Source organism: Aeromonas sp. QDB34, assembly GCF_027705405.1.
Lineage (GTDB): Bacteria > Pseudomonadota > Gammaproteobacteria > Enterobacterales > Aeromonadaceae > Aeromonas > Aeromonas hydrophila.
This window is the reverse complement of sequence record NZ_JAPDBT010000034.1, coordinates 1-23,364: the sequence shown is the minus strand read 5'-3', so window position 1 is coordinate 23,364 and position 23,364 is coordinate 1. Positions and strand designations below refer to the sequence as shown.

The window sequence follows — 23,364 nt, the reverse complement described above, 5'->3', positions numbered from 1 at the left end:
GCTGGAGATCGGAAAGCCCCTTTACGGTGGGATTCAGAGCTTACGTTGGTTTTTGGTTCCATTGCTCCCCAAACCCCGAAACCTCCACATCAAGCGGCTGCAGGCCTATCTGGGGCATCGATCGCTCAAATCGACCGAAGTCTATACCGCCGTGCTCTCATTGGATGCGGCGGCCTCGGAGATCGGCCTGAGTTTTTCGGTACCGATAGAGGGCAATCCACTACTCAGTAGGTGAGTTGACGTTTAATTGTTCGGGCCACAGGATAGCGGATACAAACAGCGCCGCTCCATGAGTGTGTGCTGCACTCAAACTTCCCTTTGGAACCGGATGGAGTCCTCACCATGTTTACCGCCGCCGTGCACTATATCCAGCACCAGTTTGGCTACCCTGCTAACCTGAATGCCCTGCTACTTGCCCATCCTGATATCGGTTACGCCTTTGAACTCCCACGCAATACCGACGTTGACTACATCACTCGCTGGCACCAATGGTTGCCTTCCGGCTGGGATGCCAAACCCGGTGAATTGCGTGGCAGACAATACGTTCATGGCGAGTATCGAGGTGTGACCATCATGATTGGTGCCCTCGCCAATCTTTGCGAGCAGGTGCAGGTTGAGGGATGGACCTGTGATATTCGCCAAGTAGAAGTGCTCAATGCTTCCAAGAGCCCCCTCGAGCAGTTCACTGATCTCGACGCATTTGCGGAGGCCCGCTGCCAGGGATATCTCGATGATGCCAGCCCTGACACCATCGCCCGCAACCTGGCCCATGGTGAAGTTCGGATCATGCAACCAAGGTGCTTCGACTATTTTTGCTACCACGACTGGGATGGCCGAGTGTGCCTCATCAATGAAGGCGGCAGCCATCACTTTGCCACCGCTCGCTACCTCGCTGGCGTCGCTCGCTGTCCGGTTCAGTTGAAGGGGAACCTCAAGGCGTACCGACTCAACCCCGCCGCAGTCACCGCTCTCACCGATGAATACATGCTGTTCAGCATCACCAAAGACCCGGTACGCTGGTTGGCACTGTCAGATGCGATGCGGGTCCTTCAGGCCACGTACTTCGTAGGCGACTTACCGCGCCCCCACGCTGGCGGGTATGTCTTGCTGTTACCACGAAGAGAGTCCCGTTCTTTGGCCGCCGCCAAGGTGCTGCTTAGCGCCGGAGTACCAAACCTCGGGGATACCCTACACGCGCTGCTCCATCAACAAACTGGCATTCCTGGGCGAGATATTTGAGTAATCCGCATGGGAAGAGCAAACTTTTTAGCGACTGGAGTTGTCATATAGCTGTTCCAAGGTTTTGGTTTTGATACCGGGCACCATTATTATGCCATCTACAGATAAATTCACTGTGGTGCACGGCCCAAACCATCTGTTGCTGAATAGGGCGAAGATGTATTTAGCATCTCTGATACTCATTCCCCACTAGTGGATTATATTATCGTGGAGATAGGAAAAATATATTTTATTTATTCAAAAATTCAGTGAGTCTTGGCGCATCAAATGTGCCTCTCTTCATCAGAATATGATCTCTTCTTTAAGGTATACACCCGTGCCCGATCTCGAATCTGTTGTCTGTTATCTCTCCCGTGCTGAATCCAGAAAGTCTGTTCTGGCGAAACTGAGCCCAAGGTTGCTAAGTAAACTCGTAAAGGAAATTGAGAAAGAAATGATCGCACGCGATGAAGCTAAAAAAGCGTCACGACTACTCAAAAAACAACTCCTTCAACGTGCAGAAGAATTAGGGATACCCTATGACCGGCTGAAAGAGAAGTTGGAAAAAGAGCGCAAACCAGCCAGGAAAATCACCTACGAGATTAATGGTCAGCTAGTGCAGTGGTCTGGCCGGGGCCACGCTCCAAGGCTACTGAAACCCATCATAGATTCGGTAGGAAAAGAGGCCCTGAAACGGTACATCTCCCAATCAGCGCAGCAGGAGTGACATGGCACTCCTGCTGATGCTGTCGCATGACGCCTCCTTCATTACTGTCCAATCATCGTGCAAAAGCCTATAAGAGGCTATCCTGTCAGGCCAGGGCTCAAGGCCAGCCTCTCTCCTTTTTCCCCCTTCTGGCGGCGGGCAGCGTAGCTGCCCTGCATAGCCAGGCATTCTTCCCCGTTATCCACAGATAACGGGAGACAGACAAGATCTGATCTTTTAGGAATATTTATCTCTTAAGTAACCATGCATCTATCAAGCGTTCCCGCGCATTTTAAGAGCCTTATCCGATGCATTTTTATGTAGATAACTTTAACTGCGATGGCTTGGTAGCCCGTTATTGGCCATTTCGGAGTGGGATACGAATAAAGGAGGTGGTTGAATTTCAATCAATCACGGCAGGCAGGTATACCAGAGCGTACCACTGTCAATGTGGCACGCTCTGAAATGGTTAATTCAGGGGCTGGGGATCGTCTGGAGGATCATCTGCCACAGCGAGAACATATATATAGCGCATCCGTTGGCCGACTTGGCGATTAAATGCAGAAATAGCTGCGCTGCTAAAGTCACGCGCTGAGTTTGATGTCTTCTGGAATAGCTCCTCAGCAACGATCCTGCGCAGTTCATCCTTAGGTTTCTGAGCAAGACGCTTTGCTCTGCGAACCTGTGCCTTTGTTATCTTCTTGTCATGGCGGAATGACCACGCCTTGGCCACCACATACTGTTTACGCAGGCTGCTATATTCGGTGACAGACATTCTGCCCATCTCGGACAGCGAGATATCTAATCCCAGGTTCTGATCGCTCCGCCATTTTTCGAATGCGGTATTGCGTTCACGGAGCGCCACTTCAACATCCATACCGATCATGTCGAAGAACCGCTCAGTGACCACAATGCTCTTGAAATAAATGGCACCTGTCTTTTGATCTATGTGCTTCTCGCACTCAACTAGGCCAAATCGTTCAAGATCGACAATCCGCCGGGTTCCCCGGGTTATCGAATGGTTGCCAGCGCGAGAGGTAGTGTCCATTGAGCAGTGAAGCGTCAGGGTATGCACTGACGCTTCGACCTGCCATGTGACCCTGTTCATATAGTGCAGCATGGCCATCACCATCGCATTCATGCCCCGTCGCGCGTGCACATAGAAATGGCGACGGCGGCCGGCAACCGCCTCCAATAGGGTGAATCCCGCCCAGGAGCAGACATCTCGAGAGGCCGCCAGGTTCATACATGACTTGATGAACTTCGGCCGATGCGGCTTATGGTGACCTGGCGCGCTAAACGCAGGATTGGGGTTAGCAACATAGCAGGAGCGTTCGACAAACGCTCGTCTACGTGCCACAGCCTCGTTATGACTAGGTTTTGTTCTAGATACAGGCATCGCAAACCCGCGTCAGGGATTTGCAGCACTGCAATTTTTGATTCGCAGCCACTGGCACAGTGTTCCCAGTTCAAAAAACACACAAATCGGGACGCAAAAAATCGCCAGCAGCTTGCACACGGAAAACGGAGAGTGCTATCATTGCAACTGAAGAATTAAAGCGTCTCGGCATACGGGACGTTTAGCCCGCCGAGTAATCCTCGGTATGTTCTACATAATTGACCTCCTTAACGTATGTACCTGCTTGCCGGCAGAGTGGTTGGTTAATTGGGATTCCGAGCCCGCTGGGGATGGTCGCCAAACTGACCCCATGCGGGTTTTGCTTTTTTAGCCTACTTCTCTCGCTTGTTCACCGCCTTGCAAGCGGTAGAGTTCATCAAGGGACATCACAACAGCCAACGCCTTTCCGCCCTTCATCACAACCAGTCGGTCTTGTTGGCCAGAGGCGATTCGACTGATGTTAGAAGAAAAGTTCCGGGACATTTCCGTGGCAGAAATGACCTGATCAGCGCGCTCAACAAGTGCAGCCATACCTTCCCCCTTCTTCACCCAAAACTCGAACAATCAATAGCTTCTGATTTTAATCTGATTTCACTCAGAATCCAATGATCTATCGATGATCTCTCGTCATGATCACAAAATCCCCATGCGCTCGACCACATCCTGAGCGATCGAGAGTATCCAGTCTGGTGTTGGCTGCTGGACTTGCAGTAGAGATAGCTGCTGCTCTGTCAGCAGGCCTTCATCCCGCAAGGCAGACCAGAGCCCTGCTGAGTCACGCTGTCCCAGCATCATCTGGAAGTAGAGTTGCTGCTCTCTGGCAAGCCGATTAAGACCGTCCCGAAGCCGGATATGAAGATCCTCCCATGGCACGTTGGCGACCTGTAGCACTGGTGGCTCCATATCAGGCAGGGCTTCACCTGTATGCTCAAGTTCGTGACCAGGCAGTCTCCCTGTCCACCGCAGCAGCTCATCACGAGTGGCGTCTCCCACGTCGTAGCCGACTGCAATTGTGGTCAGAACCTCTCTCAAAAAATGCAGCGTTCTGGCCGCGTCCAACACATCCTGCGTCTCTGCCTCGCTGAGCTTTGACGAGCGTCCGATGGACTCGAGGGAATTGATCAATGACGGGCTGATTTGGATCATAATGGCAGCAACAATACTATTATCGACACACGGATGGTAGCATGATGGAACACAAAGATCATTTGGATCATGCTATGGGGACTCAACACAAAGGCCGGCTCTATATCCAGGCGTGGGCTCGGTACCGACAGGCCAAGGCAAGAAGAAAAACCGTTGTTCACCAGGGCATTGCTGGCAGGCCAGGGATATCCATGCTGAGGGCCGAAGAGGGATGGTGGGTGATCACACCAGCGAGATTTGACGAGTCGCTGGCAACAGCCATTTCAGGGCTTCCTCAACAGCATCGATGGTATGTGAAGGCAAATCTCAGGGAGCGCCTGCGGGCCGGGTGGTTGATTGATGTTCCAGGGGTCGTCCAATTGCTCAATGTAGCCCATGAATACACCTGGTCGTTTCTTCATTCTACCCCCTTGGATCTGGCTCACTTGCAGTGCTTCCAGAGGGATCCTGGGTAAGCTGCGCAACAGCCTGTCTGCACACCTTCATGGCCTCTTCCCTGAGCTGGCCATCTAAGTCAGCGCCGAGGGCGTCAAACTCGATCACCGGCGCGATCTCTCGCATACGAGGCAGTGTGATAGCTTTACTCAACTTATAATCGTCGCTGTAACTTCCCATCACCTCGACGATGACTTTCCTGACCCCGAACTCGATCACCGCATCTGGGCGGCAAGGCTCTCCAGAAAGCGGCGCAACAAGGTCACTCAGAGGCTTGATAACGGTTATTGATCTCTGGCACTCCAGCTCTTTTCTTGCCAGAGTTCGCAATGCCTTGAACGTCTCACGCTCGAAACGGCTATCAACTGGCATCGGGTGCTCTTTCGTTAAGATCGGAACAATGGCCCCCTTGCAGGGTGAGAAGAAGGGGAAGTCCTCTTTTCCCTCTGGATCCGCCAACGTAAATGCCATGATGTATGGCCCCCCTTCAGCGACATTCACCCGCCCCGGCATCACAACTTTCATATGTGACGGGAAAATGTATTCGGATTTATCCCACTCTGTGCCAGATTTTTTGAACCACTGGATCTTCAATTGCTTGCCCACATATTCATGCTTATCAAACATCACAATGAATATTGCATGGGGTCTGGCTCGTCGGGACCACTTTGATTTTGTGGTCTGCAAAGTTCTGACTGCACTATTAATTTCGCTGATATTTGTATACAGAATATCTGCAACAGTAAATAACTTATCAACTGTGAGGCTGCCCGCTGCTTTACGAATTCTCTCAATGGCAAGTGACTGGTTATATCTGTTTTCCCCATCAAACCTGTCTAACCTGGATATAGCCAGCAATAAATATATAAGCTTGACCAAACCAGGATCTCCTGGCTTTTTTTTATTCTTCGATGGATCCTTATCTTGTTCCTCAGGCTCCGTGGGGTCGGAATTAATACGCTGATGGAAGCAAAAATCCAAGCGTTGCCTGACACGCCGTAGCTTGCGGCCTTCTTTCTCAGATTCAGGGTTCGTCACTTTCCAGAACGGACAGTGTTCTTCATGAGCATGATGGTCTGGGTGGTTAACCAGACCAATCACACCTGACGGGTATCTACGTGGATACATGACTACTGGTTTGCTGCTCTGACAGTCACACAAGAGCCAATGTTGTTGCTCTCTCATCTGTAACAGCAAGGATTGTTGCCGTGTATAGGGATCTGATGATGGAGTCCAGGTATCGGAAAGCAACTGCCGATCTCGCTCTTCTAAAGAACGAACATAACCACCCTTGGTGGCTTCGTAGAACCCTTTCTTGATTACTTTCACAGAGCAGCCCTATTATTTCATGACTTCGTATCTACGGTGTTCGAGATAGGCAATGATGATTGGATAGTGAGCTTCAGGCAGAACGACATGATATGTCATATCAATATATGACATGAGTGAGGATAGCTTTATTTGATTACTCTCTCGCTTGCTATATCCACTCTGAAAGTCTTTAAGCGATGTAGCCACAATCCCGATTGAATCAGCAGGATGAACTGGCTTGAAGTTATTTTCGAGTGCCAGTTTCATTGCGGCATAATTCAACCAGTATGGAATATTTTGTCGACTGCAGATCATGCCAATGATTGCCTTCACTTGCAGGGTGTCTTTTTGTGCTTCACGTTCAGCCATGCCTATTGTTAATAACTCATGGCTGAGCTCGTCTTTTCCTTTAGCCCCGCGGTACTGAGGCAAGTTCCACACGTACTCGAGAAAAATACGGCCGAAATATTTTCCAGCCGCGATCAGTTCATTTTTATCTACTGGGGGAAGCCCATTTATTGATTCAACCATTCACACCATAGGGGCGATTGCTCGCCCCTCCCTTAGTGGTTCTCCGCCGCCTTATCCAGCAACCACTTCAGTTGTAGCTGCTGTTCAAAGGACAACTTCATTGATATTGGACCCCCGGCCATCTGGAATTGCAGTACTGCAAACCCGTCGGCCTCAGCAGCAGTGATGCTGTCCACAGTGGGGATAGTTTCGTCCACCAGGGTCAGCGTCTCATTCCAGCCACACTGCAAGTGAGCTGGGGTGGCATTTCCTGGGGCCCGTTTTTGTCTTTGTTGCTTGCCTTTTTGGGGAGAGGTTGTACTCGGTTCCTCACCCCCCCCCTCCATCAGCTCTGGATTAGCATCAGGGTTTTCGCTGGTATTCGTGGCGCTAGAGGGGCCACTATTAGACCGGTCTTGCGGGCTCTTTAAGCCGGCGACCAGCTGCTGCAAATATCGCTCTGCATTTAACAGCGTGCCGGCATCTAGCTGGGTGATGACGTCCTCAAACTTCGCCTCATCGAGCCTGGATAAATCGACCAACGAGGTGAGTGTGTTGATATTGGTCAACCGCCCGGCCAGTCCTTGGATCCGCTCGTCAGCCCCGAGTAGCTTTCGATACCTGGAGATCGCGGTTTCACTTAACCCAAACTTTGCTGCTGCTTCCCGACCGCTCTTGCGTTTACCATCAAAGCCATGCATCCACTTTTCAATCGCCTGTGCTAACTGAAGGGGCCGCATTGCTATTTTGCCAATATTCTCGAGGATCTGATTTGCGAAGACATCCTGGGTATCGACCTCCATATCAGAGGATTCGATAATACATGTGATCGTTGCCCAACCCAGCCTGTCTGGCCCCGTTACACGCCATCTCCCCTCCCCTGTTTTGATAACAAAGTATCCAGGTTTGTCAGGGTCTTCTCGGACGGTTATCGGTTGGAGAAGTCTGCCTGCAGGTTCAACCTTTCCCTGCAAGTCATCTAGATCCTCTTCTGCCCACTCTGTTCTTGGCTGATCAGGATCAGGTCGAACTCTGTCGTGAGGAATCTCAACCAGCGTTCGTCCTGCCGCAACATCAGGAATAAAGAAGTATTCCGGTTTGCTTACTGGAGTCGAACCTTTATCGTCTGGCTGCGGTTTTTTAAAGAGGGTAATACCCTTAGCTCCCTTTCCCATTGAAGTATCCCCCTTTACTGTCCATCCAGATCTTGCAGCACTGCAACTACCCTGTCGGTGAGAGCCCGGTAGTCATCTGCTGCCGGATGATTGGGTTCGTACTCATCAATGGCTAGACCGGCACCGAAGGCCTGCTTCACAATAGTGGTGTCCCGGATTGTTTCGGGCAGCAGAGGAACATGTTCCCAACGCCCAGTGAGCTCTTCGATGGACATCGTAGTCAGGCGTTCGGTCTTCTTGACTTCATTCAGCATGATGGCCGCCCGCAACTGGGGTCTCATCACCATCAAGCGCTCAACCGTATTGACATATTGCTCCGTCTTACGGATATCGATAGGGCTTGGGTTCATGGGGATCAGCAGCAGGTCGGCATTTGCAACAGCAGCCAGGGCGACTTTTTCTTGGCCAACCATCGAGGTTGAAAAACCCGCTCCTACGTCAGGAGTTACACCAGCAGTGTCGACAATTATGACGTCATACGCATGGCGATACAGCGGAATTTGCTTTTGCAGGTCATTCGAGAACCCACTGAATACGTCAATTGCCCCCGGCTCATTGCTCCCGAAAAACTGAAAATTGCTCAACGAACCATCTTTTTCACCGTCAATCAGACAAACCCTGCAGCCATACTTTCTGGCGATGATGGAACCAAGGTTCACTGTAGACGTGGTTTTCCCAACCCCGCCCTTCGGATTTGCAATAACGATTACTTTGGATGAACGAAACAGCTTAGCTTGCATGGATAAATCCTCATTTGCACCACAGCCCGGCGCCCGGTTGGCAACTTGATTTGCCTGTCCCCGATGATAGGCTAAGTCACGACATAATGGAACGATAATATATATATCGACACACTGGATTTGATAAATGGGAACTTTGGTATCTGCCTGGCCTTCATTTGCACTCTTAGCCCTACCTATCGTCGCCGCTGCTCTGCTGTACCCCTTCTGCGGGTTGCTGTGCTCGGCAATATCCCGGGTGTTTACAGAGAAAGTGTCATTCTCCCTTCATTATCTTGGAACCCTCACGCATGAGTTAACGCATGGCATAGTCGCAATCCCGTTCGGGATCCTCCCGACCCGTTTGAGGTTACAACGTGTTCCAGGGTATGAGGGGGTGCTCGGCACCTTAGATGTCAGGTACCAGCGTGGCCTCCTTTCACTGGTAGGGATGGGGTGCGTCGGTAGCGCACCATTAAGCATTTCTATGCTCACACCGGCACTGATTATGCCAGAGTCCCATACCCTGTTGGCAGCATGGTTGCAGGCACCTCACATCGATACTCTTCCTGCAACACTGCTGACTGTCCTGCCCTATATTCTACTTTTTGGCGGGCTAGGCTTCCCCTTCCTGGCTTACGCACGACTGTCTCGGGCGGACATAAAGGCTTGCCTTCCTCTGCTTGCAACACTGCTCATCATTGCCAGCTTCGGTGTCAGCACATTCCCTACCTTCTTCCTCGAATACCAGCCTCAGGTGTTTAACGTACTGATCTATGCCTTGGCCAGCTCTGCCATTTCTCTCATGGCCGTGATCACGAGCTGGATGACCTTAGTGTTAATGGCGAGCATTCTTCGATCTGTTCAGTGAGAATGAGTGGCACCTCTTTCAGACCGAGTTGTTCCAGCGCTCCGACAGGACATGTCTTAAAGATCCGAATTTCCCTACGAACCCTATAACTCAGCGCGAACTCAGGTTCACATCCGGGAAGCCTCTGAGCAATCACGTATACCTGCCGGCCAGCGTCATAGACGACCACTGGCTGATAACCTGAGCTGCACCGCACCTTGAAGTTGGGTTCGCTCTCTGGTGTCAAACGCATCACAAAACCTCCATCTCCTCACACTGGTTATAATTGGCAAAGCTACAGGAGTGGTTACAATAATGCTATCCGCAGAGCATCGCGGTACGAAACGACCAACAATAATAATTATTTTGCACATCCAATTGACCTTCTCTGTGTCGATATATATATTTTCGACGCGGGGATTGATAAAGGAAAACGTAACGATGATTCACCCCCCGATTAATGAGGTGACCCATGCGGACCTCAAGACCCTTCTTCTTGACGAGCGCAACGTGCTGGAGGCCCTGTACTGCATCCCTTTCGAGGGTAAGGAACGAGCCTCGGATGGAGAGAAGACTTGGTACCGCATTGTCTTTAGAGTGAGAATTGGTGAAGAAGTGTCAGAGCTGGTACTGATGAGTTCTCGTAGAGGGGCTAAGAAGTACCGTTCATTTAGAGACGCAAAGAAAGTTCTAGAGTATATCGATGAGAATTTCGACGTTGCGGAGGTCCATTTCCTACGCAAGTTTGAGAATGATTTCAACTCTCGTCTAGAACAGCCTTAATCACCTAGGGCCCCGCCCCTTCCCACTCTCCTCGTCCCAGTATTGCTGCAACGCTATTTGGCGTTGCAGTTCTGCAACCCCATGGAAGAGAGGAGAATCCATCCATGATTCAATCGATCAATTCCGCTGTTCTGAAAGGCAGTGTGAATGTCCAGTTGGCCATTTCTGGCCTCATGAAGCGCCCCCCCACCCGAGCTATCGTCGGTACCGTAGGCCTGGTCGCGGCAACCTCTGCTCTCGCCGGTAACGGCGGCGACACCCTGCTGAAAGACTCCTACGACTCGACGATGGGGGTGGCGACCGGCTACGGCGGCAAACTGGCGACCGGCGTCAGCGGCACCTTCGCCATGATCGGCTCCGTCTTCAAGTTCCAGCCGCAGTTGTTGATGTCGGCCCTGGGGGTCGGTTTCACTGCGAACGGCATTGACAACATTGTCGACTTCACGGTAACAGCCCTGATCTGATGTTACTCCGGGGCGGGTCTACATAGGCCCGCCTGCTCGTGGAGATAGGAGTTTTCTATGTCGTCCGATTATGAAATGTATTTAGTTCCCGAACGCCTTGATGACCCTTTCAAAATACTGATATTCACTACACAAGAACTCGGCTTACTACTTGCACCAATTCTCGTGGGTTGGAACGCAGGCCAATTCATTCTTGGGCTTGCTGTAGGTATCGCCTTCTACCTGGTATTTAGAAAGGCACAAAAAGGTGACCCGGATTTTTTATCACATGTCAAATATTGGATATTTCCAAAATTTGTTAGCGGCCTGAGATATTTGCCTGACTCAGCAATCCGCGTGTACTACAGCTGAGGCCTGCATGTCAGAAGTGAAGAATAATAGCGATGATGTCGCTAAAGCCAGTCGCAAAATCAACGGCTGGAAATTCATGGTGCTATTGACGATGACCGCCAACGTAGCACTGTCCTTTAAAATATTTTTATATGACCCTCCGGTCAAACACGTTCCTACTCGTACTTGCAAAGAGTATTCATTGGCCAGCAAGGCTGGCGACAGCGCCTACTATGAACAACTTGCGTATGAAGATGCGCTGTTGTTTTTCAACATGACCGCTGACACGGTAGGTCTCTCCGCAAGAGTTCTTTTAAGAAGGGCAGCACCTACTGCGCACACGAAGCTGAAGGCATGGATAAATGACCAAGCGAAAGAGATTAAGACAAAAGGCTATAAGTTTGTCTTTTTCCAATCAGACATCTATTTCGATGCCCCCACACAATTAGCGATCGTTCGAGGGGTCCAAGAAATTCGTCTTGGCAGCAGGCCTGTTGGTGACCCCAAAGAAGTGCTGTACGGATTCAGATATAAGCCTGAAACAGGTCAATTGCTTGACATTGTCGATCTTGGAGAGAGCAAATGAGAAAGGTATTTGTATTAGCGATGGCAATTTGCAGTCCTGCAATTTTCGCCGTAACGCCAGTCACCTTTACCGAAGGGAAACCAGTAACTATTGGCATATCGAGAGATGAGCCCAATTTCATTTCATTTACCGACGACAGGATTGCTCAACTTTCTGTGCCGGGGGGAATGATCGAACACTCGATTGATACTGACACTGGCGAGCTCATGATTATTCCAACTGAATCGGGCGCCCTGGAGAAGAAGATCAGTGCCCTGGTCACCACCGAGAATGGTATTCGGCTTCGCGTCAGCTTCCAGCCCCGGCAAGGGGAACCTGCAGAAGTAATTCTTTCTCCCTCCATCCCCCCTGCTGCGGCAAATAGTTATACCCCACCAGTAGGCACTGTTGCTGCGCAAGTCCCCAAGCTGGTTTGGGGGAAAGAGTTCAGCTCAGAGAAAGAAGCCGCTCTCGGTTTGGCCCAGGAGATGGTTCGCTTCATACCTTCCGCGTCACGTTTACCTGATGGGGTGGAAATGCGGGTCATGGATACCGGTGTGAAGACGGCATTACCTGATGGTTTTGATGTCCGGCTTACTCAACTCTGGCTTACAACCGCATTGGTAGGAGAGAAGCTGGACATCGTAAATAAGGGCACGGTTTCACTGCCGTTGCATGAGCGCCAGCTCAATGCTTCCTCAGGTGTTGGTGTGTATGTAGATGCGCCTATGTATCTGATGGAAAAGGACGCATTTATGGTGCCGCCGAAACATCATATCACCGCTTATCGGATCCGCAGAAACTAAGGGCCTCCAATGAACAGAGTAGAACCTAGCGTAACTGACCCGTCCATGTCAGAGGTCCCTGCTGATGAAGTAATTGAGCAGGAGCTCACTCCAGAGAATCCAGCTGCAAGAAGGCGAAAAGGATGGATATGGTTTGGTGTGCTTCTGTGCGTTTGCTTCCTCATTGGCGGAGCCTATACGGTTTACAGCCTATATACGGAAGATCAAGTAGCAGCCACCTCGACCCAAGGCACCACTGCCGCTGACATTGCCAAACGGCTTTCCCAGAACCAGGGGAAATGGAGGCTCCCTGATCTCACCAAAAACCAGGACTATGCATCGAGCTATGCGGAACAACTGGACCAAGAACTCTCCGTGACGCAACGAAAGCAGAGCGAGATGTTGGGTACCGTGGCCAACCTTGCCGACTCATTCAAGGCACTGGAAGAGACCCTTAAGAAGGAGCGGGAGGCGGCACTGGCTAATCAAGAGGATCTACTTGCTCGCCTGGAGGCTGACGCCGCAGCACGCCAACAGCTGGAGGGGAAAGTTGCAGAACTGCAAGGTGAGCTGTCCAAGACTGGGAACGGTGGAGCGGTCGATGCTGATGGTCTTCCGGCAGGTGCTTCAGCACGAAATACTCCAGCTGTTCGCGGCTACGCACAGCCTAATCCTGCAGCTAACGCCGGCACTCCAGTAACAGGAAAGCCGAAGTGGGAAACCCTCGAATTCAACCTTTCCTCCCGCAAGAAAGGTGGCAAGCCGATTGGTGAAGACTACCTCCCCCCAGGTAGCTATGCGCCCGGGCGGATCATTATCGGTGCTCGGACATCTGCGTCTGTAGACGCGCAGAAAGACCCGCGCCCGCTACTGGTTCGTATTGAAGGTCGAGCTGTGGCAGGGATGGACAAGCATGGCAAGAAACACTTTGTTGATACCACTGGTTGCGTTGTGGAAGCGGCAGCCTATGGGGACGAGTCGGCGGAGATGTCACCTGCCCGTATCAGTTTGATGTCATGTACCTATCCTGACGGCCGCAACGTATCTGTTCGAGTCAACGGCTATTTGGCCAGTCGTGGCCAGTATGGGATTAAGGGGGAAGTAGTCCGTAGAGAAGGCGACCTGATGACTCACGCTTTCTGGGCTGGGGCTCTCGGCTCAACAGGCGATGTAGTTCAGGGACTCCAGGGCGAGACCAGCAAGAGTGCAATGGGCACAGTGAAAACCTATGACGGTGGCGATGCCGTGCTTGATCTTGCTGGCGGAGCGTTGAAATCCACCGGTACTCAAATGCAACGCTACTACATAAAACGCCTGGAACAGATCCAGCCGGTCTTGCCAATCAAAGCAGGCACACCCGTTGAGATCGTGTTTTTCACTCCCGTCGACCTCTCCGGCCAACAAGAGCTGCAGGACGGGGCCCGCCAAACCGCAACCGCTCAGCAGCAGACTCCCTCTGGGGTTTATATCAACAACCAGGCTCTCAATACTGCGCCATCTCCGCAGAACTACCAACAAGCGGCACAGCAGGTAATCCAATATGCCCAGCCTGTCACCACACAGGTGCAGGGTTCACAGGCTCAGGATGCGACCGTAACCAACTGGAACACCAGTCTTTACTAAACAGGAATAACATGAAATACATTAAATTTAACGCCGTTAATTTAATTGCGTTTACATTGATTGTTCTGGCAGGGATCGCCGGATATTTCATCAGCACACGTGATTCCGGGCTCGAGTCGGTACAACAACGGTTTGCAGAACACTTCCCTAAATCCAAAGATGTGAAGATCAATGCGTCCCCCATTGCAGGTCTGTATGAAGTCGTATCCTCGACGAACCTGTATTACACCGATACCGAGGCGAAGCTGCTTTTTGTCGGTGGGATTTATGACCCGAGCATCCAAAGAGATATCACTGTAGACCGCAAGCGCGCCCTGGGCATTTTGCCGAAGGAAAATAGCAAGGAAGGCCATATATCCACTGAGGGCAGGCCTACGCTTCCCACCAGTGTTCCAGCAGAAGCCTTCGAAGAAATAGCACAATATTCAATTACGCTGCATGACGCTGGCCCGGATGCCCCTGTCATATACGAAATTTTCGATCCTCAGTGTGGTTGGTGCAATAGGCTCTACTCTGAAAGCAAGAGTGCTGGATTGAATGCAACCATTCGCGCACTGCTTATACCGAACATCTCTGACAAGAGCATGATTCAGGATGTTTTCTGCTCCAATGAACCACTGAAAACTATAGAAAACTTCGCTCAGCGTAGATATGTGATATCCGGTGTGAGAACAGATTGTGACACTGCTGGGCTGCAGAAAATATATGACTTCTACAATCAATATTTCACCACTATGCCGAAAGACCCGAACACCAACATTCGAAGGATGGGCACTCCTATTTTGTATGATGGACGAACCGGCTCGTTGATTTCCGAAGGGTATCTGGATCAATCATCTCTCAATCAGGTTATTAAAAATATTCACAAGACCAAGTAGTCATAACTGAGGAACAGATATGAACAACGCAATGAAGTATGCAATTATTTCTTTCGCCTTTCTGCTGGGGGGGTGCGCCGCATCCACCTATAAAACAGATTACGAGTGCAAATCGGATGATGGTATCTCACCCTGCCTTACCACTCAGGACGTAGATAATCTCAGCCCGGTCCCTAAATCAGTAAAGCAGAAGGGCTCTGCCGTTCTTAAAGACGATGCCGAGCCCTATAACATCCCCACTCCTACATACACGCCGGGACGGATTCCTGACCAGCAGGCCAGGATGTGGTTCGCGCCTGTAGAAGATACCCAAAATGACCTCTGGTTTGATCAACAATATATTTGGTTTGTGAAAAAAGGTCGCTGGGCTGGCGCAGGCATAAAAAACTAATGGCGGTGATGATATGAGGTGGTTTGATTCTATAACTGAATCCATAGGGAATTTTTTCACATTTGGTGATGATGAAATGGGGCGTGCAACGCCCTATCATCCTTCCACCAAGTCCTTCTATGATGGTGCTGGCATTGCGTCACTCATATCGCTACGGAGTTTCGATTCTGAAACAATGATGGCGATAAACAGCAATAGCTATGGATATGTGTTGGAGCTCGCACCATTAAATGGGGCAGATGAGGAAACCGTCAGGCAGCTTGCACAAGCATATTCAAGCATGGGTGAAAATGTCTATGGACAGATAATCCTTGAAATATCAGATAAGTGTCGTGATCAATTAGACCGCTGGGCTAATTCACGCACGGATCCAAACCCTCTAATACAAAAAATGACCACAGAGCGAGTCAAGCATCTTGCCAGCGGCATTAACGGCTCGATTTTTCCTGGCCGTACAATGCGCCTGATGCATCACCGGGCATTTTTCGTTTGGGCAAAGGCGGGAAAACCCAAGAGCACGGATCTCGAGCAAGCAGTCAATATGCGTGAGTCGTTCCAAGCGAGTTTAGAGCAAGCGGGGATTGCCAACCGTGTTCTTGGGAAAGACAGTATCGTCTCCTTGACCAGCGATTGGATCAGCCGTACTCGTGACCCGTACCCGGCCCAGATCACTACTGATGATGTCACTCCGCTAAATGAGCAGGCCACCGAACCTGATTCCAAACTGCGCGTAAAAATGTCCAACTTAGTGCTCAATGAGGGCACTGAGGATGCATTTGACGTTCGCGTTTTTACCGTCAAGAAGCGCCCCAGGCTTTGGGCCCAGTGGCAAAATCAAGACCTCTTGGGGAGCGTGTTTCAGGATGCGATGCGCTACACCGGCTCGGTGTTGATGGTCACGAGTTTCTATATTCCCAAGCAAGACAGGATGATCGAAAAGGCCACGACAGAAGCCTTAAAAACAACAAAGAAGGCTCAGGATACAAGCATACTGGCCGCCCTGAACCCGAATGTGCGACAACAGGCGCAAGAGTGGCTATTCGTTAAGAAGCACATGGACGATGGCGAGAAAGCGATTAAGCTTCATCAGTCCGTTATCATGTTTGCACCGGATGGCGAAGGAAACCGCTGTGAGGAGCAAGCGAAAGCTATTTTCGAATCAGCTAAAGGATGGCGCTTAAAAAAAATTCGCTTCTTGTCTCTTGCATATTTCATGACTTGCATTCCATTCTCAGCGGCAGAGGGGTTATTTGATGACCTTGATGATCTTGGCATGACACGCCATATGATGAGCTGGAATCTTGCAAACCTTGCAAACTTACAAGGTGAATGGCGCGGCCAGAACTGCGAACCATTAATGCTATTGCTAGGCCGTCGTGGTCAGCTGATGAACATCAACCCGTTCAAAAACCCAGACGGCAACTTCAATATGTCGGTGGTAGGGAAATCAGGTTCTGGCAAATCAGTCACCATGAACTATATTACTGAGTGCGTCCTAGCAGCAGGAGGAAGAGATTTCACCATCGATATTGGCGGCTCGTATAAATATAGCTGCGAACTGTTCTCCGGGACATACATCGATCTTGATGATAATTTATCACTAAACCCCTTCTCCAATATCGGCCCTGCGAAAAATGCGTCACCACAAGAGCAGAATGAATATTGGCAAGAAGTTAACTCTCTGATTACCTCAATTGTCGCGTCCATGGCACGGCAACGACAGGATATTACCGATACAGAAGAGAGTATCCTGAGCGACGTAATACCTTTTGTTATAAATAAGCATAAGCAAGCTACAACCTTTACGCTCATCTATGAGGAGATGATGCTCCGTAGTGAAGAGGTAGGAATACCTGAAACGACAAGGGCTATCATTTATGAACTCGCGCTGACAATCAAACCCTTCACCAAGCTAGGCCCATGGGGGCAGTTCTTTGAACGCCCATGTAACATAAATTTCGACTCCAGATACGTTGTGCTTGAGACAGAGAAATTTGCTCAAGGCGGAGCTCGAATGTTACAAGTCGTTATGAAAATACTAATGTTCCATGTAACAGAGAAAATGTATCTCGGAGACCGAAAGAGTCCTGTTATTTTGAAAATTGATGAAGGATGGAAACTACTTGAAGGCCGAGACTCAAAATTCGTAGAAGACGTTTCAAGACGGGCAAGAAAGTACGTTGGGGCTCTTGTCACTGGCACGCAAGGTGTTGATGACTACTTCAGAAACCCCGCTGCAGCCGCTGTATTCGCAAACAGCGACTGGTTATTTATGATGTCTCAGAAAAAGGAATCCATTGCTGCCCTTTCGAAAAGTGAACGGGTCGTGCTAGATGACTATCAAATGCGCCTGCTAAAATCTGTACGCAGAGATGATGAACGTTACAGTGAAGTAATGATCTTCGGCCCAGGCAATATCAATTCGATTGGCCGCGTGACTTTGGACCGATTCTCTATAGCTAGTTATTCGACTAAAGGCGAGGACTACACAAGAGTTGGCGAGCTAAAAGAGTTCTACGGAAGTATGGGGCTTGGTTCTAATGACCTTGTAATGGCCCTTGAACATATGAAGCTCGAATATCTTTATAAGGCAGCAGGCCATACGCCTCATGATGCGAACAAAATGGCAAGAGACCAAGTGCTAGGCGTAAAAGCTGCTTAAAAAAATGGAGAGGTTATCCTCTCCATTGTTACAGTGAGACGAAGTTGAACAACCCCAAAGTGATGGGCTGTCTTTTAAATTCACAGGATAAAACATGATTGATTACCTAGGCAAGCAGCGATTATGGCTTTGTTTCTGCGAAAGGAACTAATAGATCAAGCCCGAGTGAACATGCTCAGAGACTGGAAGCATTCCGGCTTTAGCATCGAGAGCGAAACCAGACTATTCAACAAGGCCGATCGAGAAGCCCTCGGCCAGTATGTCGTTCGCGGCGCTACCTGTGCAGAAAAAATTCAGTATGATCCAGCTTCCGACACGATAATCTGGACAGCTAGCCCAAAGGGATTCTACAAAGGAAAAACAGAGACCTTCAAAGGCTTTGAATTCGTCGACCAGCTTGTGGCCCATTTACCACCAAGGCGGGTTCAATTGCTTCGTCGCTATGGCGTATATGCGGGCAAAGTCCGCAAGCAGTGGCAAGAGCGCCCCAATATTTATAGCCTGGCCCCAGAAAGTTGGCAAAAAGGTCATCCACGCGAATCCAAAATTGTTCCAGCCATACCTCAGGAGAAACCGGAAACTGTCCAAGTTTCCGATGCCTGGTCCAAGTTGCGCAAACAAAGTTGGGCACGGTTGTTACAGAAAGTCTATGAAGTTGACCCGTTTGTTTGCCCAAAATGCCAGGGAACAATGTCGGTTGTGGCGATAATCGAGGATCCCAAGGAGCTTGCCAAGATTATTAACTGGGCAAAGCAGCAGGAACGGGAGCAGCCAGTGGCCGTCTGTGCTCGTTCACCTCCTGAGCTTGCTTTGGTGTAGGTATAATACCCAAAAACGAAGTTTATGCGGAACAGGATAACACCTCGAAATCGGAGTTTATATGGCTTCGTGGGGGAGTTATGTGTTTGAGCTTTGTCGCATTAACGCGAATCAGGGGTTGACGGCAGAAATGGACTGGAATTACACTTCTTAGAGTCGGCGTTGCCGGAAAATTCTGATTGGATTAGTTGTTCGGGGTGCGAAAACAGTCGTAGTTCGGGGGAAAAACCGAATTTTGACCCGAAACCGCAAAAAACCCGAAATGACAGTTCCTATCAAATACTTAACTTGTAGGTTCTTTCAAATGGATAAGAATGATGTTGTTAAGAAGATACTTGAATCAAAAAAGTACGAAAACCTTGATTCAGATATTGTTGAAAAGGTTGTTTCCATTTCTGAGAAGAAATATAAATTAAAGGAAGTTGAGAATTATTCTAAAAAGAAATTGCATCAAATATGGGGGTCTTACTATTCTGCCTATCCTAATTGGGATAAATTATTAAAAAAGTACAATCAGGGGCAGTTATCAATAGAAGATTTACTAAAGATTCATTCTTCGACGAATGAAAGAGTCGCAACATTAAATGACTTTTACACTTATGTATTTGGAAATATCAAACATGTCTCATCTATTTTAGATTTTGGTTGTGGCTTCAATCCATTAGCTTTATACCAATGGAATGAAAATGAAAAAATAATATATCATGCATACGATATTGATAGAGCTGAGATAGCTTTTTTGAGTAGCATTATTGGGAAGTTAAAGACGACGATAAAGTATAGGTTTTTGAATAAAGAGAGTGATGTCTACAAAGGTACTTATGATGTAGTATTCCTTTTAAAGATGCTTCCTGTGCTAAAACAGCAAGATGTAAATATCTTGGATTTCCTACAGCTTTTTCATACTCAAAACTTTGTAATATCTTTTCCAATAAAGTCTTTATCTGGAAAGGAGAAGGGAATGGAAGAGAATTACCAGCTATGGTTTGAATCTTTTACAAAAGGTTGGATAAAAATCCTTGATTCGAAGGTTATAGGGAATGAGTTAGTATATATTACTAGTGGATTTCAGAAATAACTCCGCCTCCAAGGCACTCATTTTCTTGGAAAAGTACTAAACTCTGTCCAACGGCTGGAGCCCATTGTGGTGCAGAAAATTCAAATATATATCCATTTTCATTCTGGGTTACTTTTACTGGTGTATCCTGACTTCTATAACGGATAGATGCTGTATAGTTATTATTAAGTAATGAAGTTTCGTTTATCAAGTGCAATTCTGAAACACTTACTATGTTTTTCCAAAGTTTTGGATTATCTTTTCCTTGGACAACATAGAGGATATTTTGAGGAAAAGATAGGTTTCAACTACAGTTTAGAAGGTTAAAAACAAATGCATGCATGGCTCAAAAGCATAAGGAAGGTGCGAATAAGCGGGGAAATTCTTCTCGGCTGACTCAGTCATTTCATTTTTTCCTGTTTGAGCCGTTTTTTCTCCCGTAAATGCCTTGAATCAGCCCATTTAGACCGTTTCTTCGCCATTTAAGGCGTTATTCCCAGTTTTTAGTGAGATCTCTCCCACTGACGTATCATTTGGTCCACCCTAAACAGGTTGGCCAGGGTGAATAACATCGCCAGTTGGTTATCGTTTTTCAGCAACCCCTTGTATCTGGCTTTCACGAAGCCGAACTGCCGCTTGATGATGCGAAACGGGTGCTCCACCTTGGCCCGGATGCTGGCTTTCATGTATTCGATGTTGATGGCCGTTTTGTTCTTGCGTGGATGCTGTTTCAAGGTTCTTACCTTGCCTGGTCGCTCGGCGATCAGCCAGTCCACATCCACCTCGGCCAGCTCCTCGCGCTGTGGCGCCCCTTGGTAGCCAGCATCGCCTGAGACAAATTGCTCCTCTCCATGCAGCAGATTACCCAGCTGATTGAGGTCATGCTCGTTGGCCGCTGTGGTGACCAGACTGTGGGTCAGGCCACTCTTGGCATCGACACCAATGTGGGCCTTCATGCCAAAGTGCCACTGATTGCCTTTCTTGGTCTGATGCATCTCCGGATCGCGTTGCTGCTCTTTGTTCTTGGTCGAGCTGGGTGCCTCAATGATGGTGGCATCGACCAAGGTGCCTTGAGTCATCATGACGCCTGCTTCGGCCAGCCAGCGATTGATGGTCTTGAACAATTGGCGGGCCAGTTGATGCTGCTCCAGCAGGTGGCGGAAATTCATGATGGTGGTGCGGTCCGGCAAGGCGCTATCCAGGGATAACCGGGCAAACAGACGCATGGAGGCGATTTCGTACAGAGCATCTTCCATCGCGCCATCGCTCAGGTTGTACCAGTGCTGCAGACAGTGAATGCGCAGCATGGTTTCCAGCGGATAGGGCCGACGACCATTACCAGCCTTGGGATAAAACGGCTCGATGACTTCCACCATGTTTTGCCATGGCAGGATCTGCTCCATGCGGGACAAGAAAATCTCTTTTCTGGTCTGACGGCGCTTACTGCTGAATTCACTGTCGGCGAAGGTGAGCTGATGACTCATGATGAACCCTGTTTCATGGCTCCAGATGACAAACATGATCTCATATCAGGGACTTGTTCGCACCTTCCCTAGATGAAATTACGCCAGATGTTATTTCAACAGTGCCTGACGGATACCATGGGCGCTGCAAGATTATTTTCGAAAGAGGCTACAGTCGTGAATCATGTGCCGTATTCCCCACTTTCGATGAAGCAGAACATGCGGCTAATATGGGGGTAAATCCCACCGTGGGGGGATATTCCAGTGTCATAATTGAAACAACTACTGAAGCGGTAACACACAATACAGCTGTCGATTGGCTCACAGACTAGCTAACAGCTTTGTTCCTCGAGCGGTTGCAGTTCTGCAGCCGCAACTTCTCTCAGCCGCCTTTCATACCGTCTTGTCGCCGGCCGACAGAGCGCCTTGATCGGTTGCAGCACTGCAACGTACTCCTGCCCACGATCACCCGCCCCTCAGGGCCAAGCCGCCGGACCGGGTCGCCCACCCGGTGATGGCCCTGTCTGCCGTCCCGCTCGGGCACCTGGCCATGGTCCAGCAGCACGCCCACCGGATCTGATCTCGCACCACCAGGGAGAGGCTGGGGCTGCCGGCAAGCGGGGTACCTCGAGCGGTTGCAGCACCGCAGCGCGCACCTGGGAACCAGGCCGCCGAGCGCGCCGCCCACCAGGTGATGGGCTCTGTCTGCCGTCCCGCCCGGGGACTTGGCCATGGTCCAGCAGCAAGCCCACCGGATCTGATCTCTCACCACCAGGGAGAGGCTTGGGCTGCCGGCAAGCGGGGTACCTCGAGCGGTTGCAGCACTGCAGCGAGCTCCTGCCCGCGATGGGAACCTGGCCGCCGAGCGCGCCGCCCACTTGGTGATGGCCTCTGTCTGCCGTCCCGCCCGGGGACATGGCCATCGCCATGGCCCAGCTGCACGCCCACCGGATCTGATCTCGCACCACTAGGGAAAGGCTGGGGCAGCTGGCCAGCGGGGTGCCACGAGCGGTTGCAGCACTGCAGCGCGTTCCTGTCCGCGATCACCCCTCTTGAGGCCAGACCGCCTGACCGGTTCGCCTACCAGGTGATGATCCCGGCGCACCGCCACGCCCGGGGACTTAGCCATGGTCCAGCAGCACGCCTACCGGATCAGATCTCGCACCACCAGGGAGAGGCTGGAGCTGCTGGCCAGCGGGGTGCCCCAACAGTTGCAGCACTGCTGCTTGCTCCTCCCCTCGATCACCCTCTCCTAATGGCCAGGCCACCGGACCGGGTTGCCCACCAGGTGATGGCCCCTGCCTGCCGTCCCGCCCGGGGACTTGGTCATCGCCCAGCAGCGCCCCACCGGTGACCCGAGCTCGGCAACGTCACCGGCCGACACAGCACCTCGAGCGATTGCAGCACTGCAGCCAGCTCCTGCCCGCGATGGGAACCTGGCAGCCGAGCGCGCCGCCCACCAGGTGATGGCCTCTGTCTGCCGTCCCGCCCGGTGACATGGCCATCGCCATGGCCCAGTTGCACGCCCACCGGATCTGATCTCGCACCACTAGGGAAAGGCTGGGGCTGCTGGCCAGCGGGGTGCCACGAGCGGTTGCAGCACTGCAGCGCGTTCCTGTCCGCGATCACCCCTCCTGAGGCCAGACCGCCTGACCGGTTCGCCTACCAGGTGATGATCCCGGCGCACCGCCACGCCCGGGGACTTGGCCATGGTCCAGCAGCACGCCAACCGGATCAGATCTCGCACCACCAAGGAGAGGCTGGGGCTGCTGGCCAGCGGGGTGCCCCAACAGTTGCAGCACTGCTGCTTGCTCCTCCCCTCGATCACCCTCTCCTAAGGGCCAGGCCACCGGACCGGGTTGCCCACCAGGTGATGGCCCCTGCCTGCCGTCCCGCCCGGGGACTTGGCCATCGCCCAGCAGCGCCCCACCGGTGACCCGAGCCCGGCAACGTCACCGGCCGACACAGCACCTCGAGCGATTGCAGCACTGCAGCCATCTCCTGCCCGCGATGGGAACCTGGCAGCCGAGCGCGCCGCCCACCAGGTGATGGCCTCTGTCTGCCGTCCCGCCCGG

Annotated in this window: 25 protein-coding genes and 1 pseudogene; 17 read left to right on the top strand and 9 right to left on the bottom strand. The window is 50.8% G+C overall.

Annotated features, from left to right (window positions below):
* From OKC29_RS22145 to OKC29_RS22135, 3 genes and pseudogenes are all read left to right on the top strand, one after another.
* Positions 1 to 235 (top strand): annotated as a pseudogene (locus tag OKC29_RS22145) (hypothetical protein); the annotation flags it as partial.
* Positions 236 to 342: 107 nt separating this feature from the next.
* A complete protein-coding gene (locus OKC29_RS22140; protein WP_247141786.1) occupies positions 343 to 1,239 on the top strand; it encodes a DUF6685 family protein in 897 nt (298 codons plus the stop codon).
* A gap of 316 nt (positions 1,240 to 1,555) precedes the next feature.
* Positions 1,556 to 1,945 (top strand): H-NS family nucleoid-associated regulatory protein, encoded by a 390-nt coding sequence (locus tag OKC29_RS22135; RefSeq protein WP_247141788.1) that lies wholly within the window; start codon positions 1,556 to 1,558, stop codon positions 1,943 to 1,945.
* A 448-nt stretch (positions 1,946 to 2,393) separates the two neighbouring features.
* Here OKC29_RS22135 and repA read toward each other — a convergent pair whose 3' ends face one another.
* The 3 genes from repA to OKC29_RS22120 all read right to left on the bottom strand — a co-directional run bounded on the left by repA (position 2,394) and on the right by OKC29_RS22120 (position 4,469).
* Positions 2,394 to 3,323, bottom strand: a complete 930-nt coding sequence (repA, locus tag OKC29_RS22130) for a plasmid replication initiator RepA (RefSeq protein WP_247141790.1) — start codon at positions 3,321 to 3,323, stop codon at positions 2,394 to 2,396.
* A 327-nt stretch (positions 3,324 to 3,650) separates the two neighbouring features.
* A complete protein-coding gene (locus OKC29_RS22125) occupies positions 3,651 to 3,854 on the bottom strand; it encodes a hypothetical protein (protein WP_042040488.1) in 204 nt (67 codons plus the stop codon).
* Between the two features lie 102 nt (positions 3,855 to 3,956).
* The gene (locus OKC29_RS22120) at positions 3,957 to 4,469 is read right to left on the bottom strand and encodes a hypothetical protein (protein WP_247141792.1); all 513 of its coding nucleotides are present in this window, start codon (positions 4,467 to 4,469) and stop codon (positions 3,957 to 3,959) included.
* Positions 4,470 to 4,510: 41 nt separating this feature from the next.
* Between OKC29_RS22120 and OKC29_RS22115 the strand changes: the two genes are divergently transcribed.
* Positions 4,511 to 4,924 (top strand): hypothetical protein, encoded by a 414-nt coding sequence (locus OKC29_RS22115; RefSeq protein ID WP_247141794.1) that lies wholly within the window; start codon positions 4,511 to 4,513, stop codon positions 4,922 to 4,924.
* Here OKC29_RS22115 and OKC29_RS22110 read toward each other — a convergent pair.
* Genes OKC29_RS22110 through OKC29_RS22095 form a run of 4 tightly spaced genes read right to left on the bottom strand, consistent with a single transcriptional unit; the run spans position 4,872 to position 8,640 of the window.
* Complete coding sequence (locus OKC29_RS22110) at positions 4,872 to 6,233, bottom strand: hypothetical protein (protein WP_247141795.1); 1,362 nt, start codon at positions 6,231 to 6,233, stop codon at positions 4,872 to 4,874. The two genes, OKC29_RS22115 and OKC29_RS22110, sit on opposite strands and share 53 nt — an antisense overlap.
* 12 nt (positions 6,234 to 6,245) lie before the next feature.
* Entirely contained in the window at positions 6,246 to 6,746 is a 501-nt protein-coding gene (locus OKC29_RS22105; protein WP_042040492.1) for a hypothetical protein, read from the bottom strand.
* Positions 6,747 to 6,778: 32 nt separating this feature from the next.
* Positions 6,779 to 7,900, bottom strand: a complete 1,122-nt coding sequence (locus tag OKC29_RS22100) for a ParB/RepB/Spo0J family partition protein (protein ID WP_247141797.1) — start codon at positions 7,898 to 7,900, stop codon at positions 6,779 to 6,781.
* A gap of 14 nt (positions 7,901 to 7,914) precedes the next feature.
* A complete protein-coding gene (locus OKC29_RS22095; RefSeq protein WP_247141799.1) occupies positions 7,915 to 8,640 on the bottom strand; it encodes a ParA family protein in 726 nt (241 codons plus the stop codon).
* A gap of 127 nt (positions 8,641 to 8,767) precedes the next feature.
* Between OKC29_RS22095 and OKC29_RS22090 the strand changes: the two genes are divergently transcribed.
* The 12 genes from OKC29_RS22090 (at position 8,768) to armA (ending at position 19,847) form a co-directional block, all read left to right on the top strand.
* Complete coding sequence (locus OKC29_RS22090) at positions 8,768 to 9,490, top strand: hypothetical protein (RefSeq protein ID WP_247141800.1); 723 nt, start codon at positions 8,768 to 8,770, stop codon at positions 9,488 to 9,490.
* Positions 9,491 to 9,910: 420 nt separating this feature from the next.
* Positions 9,911 to 10,252, top strand: a complete 342-nt coding sequence (locus OKC29_RS22085) for a hypothetical protein (RefSeq protein WP_137736210.1) — start codon at positions 9,911 to 9,913, stop codon at positions 10,250 to 10,252.
* A 104-nt stretch (positions 10,253 to 10,356) separates the two neighbouring features.
* A complete protein-coding gene (locus tag OKC29_RS22080) occupies positions 10,357 to 10,716 on the top strand; it encodes a hypothetical protein (protein WP_042040498.1) in 360 nt (119 codons plus the stop codon).
* Positions 10,717 to 10,773: 57 nt separating this feature from the next.
* Positions 10,774 to 11,067: a type IV conjugative transfer system protein TraL gene (traL, locus tag OKC29_RS22075; protein WP_042040499.1), complete on the top strand. Its 294-nt coding sequence runs from the start codon at positions 10,774 to 10,776 to the stop codon at positions 11,065 to 11,067.
* Between the two features lie 7 nt (positions 11,068 to 11,074).
* Entirely contained in the window at positions 11,075 to 11,632 is a 558-nt protein-coding gene (locus OKC29_RS22070; RefSeq protein WP_042040501.1) for a TraE/TraK family type IV conjugative transfer system protein, read from the top strand.
* Entirely contained in the window at positions 11,629 to 12,417 is a 789-nt protein-coding gene (locus OKC29_RS22065) for a TraK domain-containing protein (protein WP_042040502.1), read from the top strand. Before OKC29_RS22070 ends, OKC29_RS22065 begins: the two co-directional genes overlap by 4 nt.
* Positions 12,418 to 12,426: 9 nt before the next feature.
* The gene (locus OKC29_RS22060) at positions 12,427 to 14,019 is read left to right on the top strand and encodes a TrbI/VirB10 family protein (RefSeq protein ID WP_247141802.1); all 1,593 of its coding nucleotides are present in this window, start codon (positions 12,427 to 12,429) and stop codon (positions 14,017 to 14,019) included.
* Between the two features lie 11 nt (positions 14,020 to 14,030).
* Complete coding sequence (locus OKC29_RS22055) at positions 14,031 to 14,897, top strand: disulfide isomerase DsbC N-terminal domain-containing protein (RefSeq protein WP_247141804.1); 867 nt, start codon at positions 14,031 to 14,033, stop codon at positions 14,895 to 14,897.
* A gap of 19 nt (positions 14,898 to 14,916) precedes the next feature.
* A complete protein-coding gene (locus tag OKC29_RS22050; protein ID WP_247141806.1) occupies positions 14,917 to 15,288 on the top strand; it encodes a TraV family lipoprotein in 372 nt (123 codons plus the stop codon).
* A gap of 13 nt (positions 15,289 to 15,301) precedes the next feature.
* Positions 15,302 to 17,950 (top strand): type IV secretion system protein TraC, encoded by a 2,649-nt coding sequence (traC, locus tag OKC29_RS22045; protein ID WP_084218123.1) that lies wholly within the window; start codon positions 15,302 to 15,304, stop codon positions 17,948 to 17,950.
* A gap of 123 nt (positions 17,951 to 18,073) precedes the next feature.
* Positions 18,074 to 18,769, top strand: a complete 696-nt coding sequence (locus OKC29_RS22040) for a transposase (protein WP_247141807.1) — start codon at positions 18,074 to 18,076, stop codon at positions 18,767 to 18,769.
* Between the two features lie 304 nt (positions 18,770 to 19,073).
* Entirely contained in the window at positions 19,074 to 19,847 is a 774-nt protein-coding gene (gene armA / locus OKC29_RS22035; protein ID WP_000359986.1) for a 16S rRNA (guanine(1405)-N(7))-methyltransferase ArmA, read from the top strand.
* Here armA and OKC29_RS23095 read toward each other — a convergent pair.
* Both OKC29_RS23095 and OKC29_RS22030 read right to left on the bottom strand, forming a co-directional pair.
* On the bottom strand, positions 19,828 to 20,037 hold the full coding sequence (locus tag OKC29_RS23095; RefSeq protein ID WP_172691603.1) for an aminomethyltransferase beta-barrel domain-containing protein: 210 nt from the start codon (positions 20,035 to 20,037) through the stop codon (positions 19,828 to 19,830). The genes armA and OKC29_RS23095 overlap by 20 nt on opposite strands.
* 292 nt (positions 20,038 to 20,329) lie before the next feature.
* The gene (locus OKC29_RS22030) at positions 20,330 to 21,310 is read right to left on the bottom strand and encodes an IS5-like element IS5 family transposase (RefSeq protein ID WP_247146326.1); all 981 of its coding nucleotides are present in this window, start codon (positions 21,308 to 21,310) and stop codon (positions 20,330 to 20,332) included.
* A 1,688-nt stretch (positions 21,311 to 22,998) separates the two neighbouring features.
* Here OKC29_RS22030 and OKC29_RS22025 point away from each other — a divergent pair.
* Positions 22,999 to 23,127 carry a hypothetical protein gene (locus OKC29_RS22025; RefSeq protein WP_270669745.1) on the top strand — a complete coding sequence of 43 codons (129 nt, stop codon included), beginning with the start codon at positions 22,999 to 23,001 and terminating at the stop codon, positions 23,125 to 23,127.
* The last annotated feature ends 237 nt before the right edge of the window (positions 23,128 to 23,364 follow it).

Excerpts from the sequence above, each read along its gene's own strand:
- OKC29_RS22070 (WP_042040501.1), top strand. The coding sequence starts at position 11,075 with ATGTCAGAAGTGAAGAATAATAGCGATGATGTCGCTAAAGCCAGTCGC.
- OKC29_RS22085 (WP_137736210.1), top strand. The coding sequence starts at position 9,911 with ATGATTCACCCCCCGATTAATGAGGTGACCCATGCGGACCTCAAGACC.
- OKC29_RS22060 (WP_247141802.1), top strand. The coding sequence starts at position 12,427 with ATGAACAGAGTAGAACCTAGCGTAACTGACCCGTCCATGTCAGAGGTC.
- OKC29_RS22125 (WP_042040488.1), bottom strand. The coding sequence starts at position 3,854 with ATGGCTGCACTTGTTGAGCGCGCTGATCAGGTCATTTCTGCCACGGAA.
- OKC29_RS22115 (WP_247141794.1), top strand. The coding sequence starts at position 4,511 with ATGATGGAACACAAAGATCATTTGGATCATGCTATGGGGACTCAACAC.
- OKC29_RS22095 (WP_247141799.1), bottom strand. The coding sequence starts at position 8,640 with ATGCAAGCTAAGCTGTTTCGTTCATCCAAAGTAATCGTTATTGCAAAT.
- OKC29_RS22030 (WP_247146326.1), bottom strand. The coding sequence starts at position 21,310 with ATGAGTCATCAGCTCACCTTCGCCGACAGTGAATTCAGCAGTAAGCGC.
- traC (WP_084218123.1), top strand. The coding sequence starts at position 15,302 with ATGAGGTGGTTTGATTCTATAACTGAATCCATAGGGAATTTTTTCACA.
- OKC29_RS22100 (WP_247141797.1), bottom strand. The coding sequence starts at position 7,900 with ATGGGAAAGGGAGCTAAGGGTATTACCCTCTTTAAAAAACCGCAGCCA.
- OKC29_RS22055 (WP_247141804.1), top strand. The coding sequence starts at position 14,031 with ATGAAATACATTAAATTTAACGCCGTTAATTTAATTGCGTTTACATTG.
- armA (WP_000359986.1), top strand. The coding sequence starts at position 19,074 with ATGGATAAGAATGATGTTGTTAAGAAGATACTTGAATCAAAAAAGTAC.
- repA (WP_247141790.1), bottom strand. The coding sequence starts at position 3,323 with ATGCCTGTATCTAGAACAAAACCTAGTCATAACGAGGCTGTGGCACGT.
- OKC29_RS22090 (WP_247141800.1), top strand. The coding sequence starts at position 8,768 with ATGGGAACTTTGGTATCTGCCTGGCCTTCATTTGCACTCTTAGCCCTA.
- OKC29_RS22050 (WP_247141806.1), top strand. The coding sequence starts at position 14,917 with ATGAACAACGCAATGAAGTATGCAATTATTTCTTTCGCCTTTCTGCTG.
- OKC29_RS22140 (WP_247141786.1), top strand. The coding sequence starts at position 343 with ATGTTTACCGCCGCCGTGCACTATATCCAGCACCAGTTTGGCTACCCT.
- OKC29_RS22120 (WP_247141792.1), bottom strand. The coding sequence starts at position 4,469 with ATGATCCAAATCAGCCCGTCATTGATCAATTCCCTCGAGTCCATCGGA.
- OKC29_RS22105 (WP_042040492.1), bottom strand. The coding sequence starts at position 6,746 with ATGGTTGAATCAATAAATGGGCTTCCCCCAGTAGATAAAAATGAACTG.
- OKC29_RS22065 (WP_042040502.1), top strand. The coding sequence starts at position 11,629 with ATGAGAAAGGTATTTGTATTAGCGATGGCAATTTGCAGTCCTGCAATT.
- traL (WP_042040499.1), top strand. The coding sequence starts at position 10,774 with ATGTCGTCCGATTATGAAATGTATTTAGTTCCCGAACGCCTTGATGAC.
- OKC29_RS22025 (WP_270669745.1), top strand. The coding sequence starts at position 22,999 with ATGGTCCAGCAGCACGCCAACCGGATCAGATCTCGCACCACCAAGGAG.
- OKC29_RS22080 (WP_042040498.1), top strand. The coding sequence starts at position 10,357 with ATGATTCAATCGATCAATTCCGCTGTTCTGAAAGGCAGTGTGAATGTC.
- OKC29_RS22040 (WP_247141807.1), top strand. The coding sequence starts at position 18,074 with ATGGCTTTGTTTCTGCGAAAGGAACTAATAGATCAAGCCCGAGTGAAC.